This is a genomic window from Streptomyces aureus (assembly GCF_001418135.1).
GTDB classification, from domain to species: Bacteria; Actinomycetota; Actinomycetes; order Streptomycetales; family Streptomycetaceae; genus Streptomyces; species Streptomyces aureus_A.
In genome coordinates, this window is record NZ_LIPQ01000263.1 from 1 (window position 1) to 312 (window position 312).

Sequence of the window (312 nt, forward strand, 5' to 3'; positions counted from 1 at the left end):
GGGTGGAGGGAGGAGTGGGGATCCATGTCCCCTCCAGCCTAGACAGCGGCCGACACTCCGGGCTCAACCAAAAGTTTGATGACGGAGCCATCCGTGGCGCGATGCCCGCGGGGCCCCTCCCCGACCACTCTGGTCAGCATGTTCGTCGCATGGAGAGACCTCGGATTCGCCAAGGGGCGGTTCGCGCTCATGGGCACCGTGATCGTGCTGATCACCCTGCTCGTGGGCCTGTTGTCCGGACTGACCGCCGGCCTCGCGCGGGAGAACATCTCCGCGATCACCGGCCTGCCCGCCGACCGGCTCGCCTTCGCG

1 pseudogene is annotated in these 312 nt (G+C 67.9%); it reads left to right on the plus strand.

Annotation, left to right across the window (positions count from 1 at the left end):
• Window positions 1–138: 138 nt before the first annotated feature.
• Window positions 139–312: pseudogene (locus AOK00_RS40510) on the plus strand (ABC transporter permease); the annotation flags it as partial.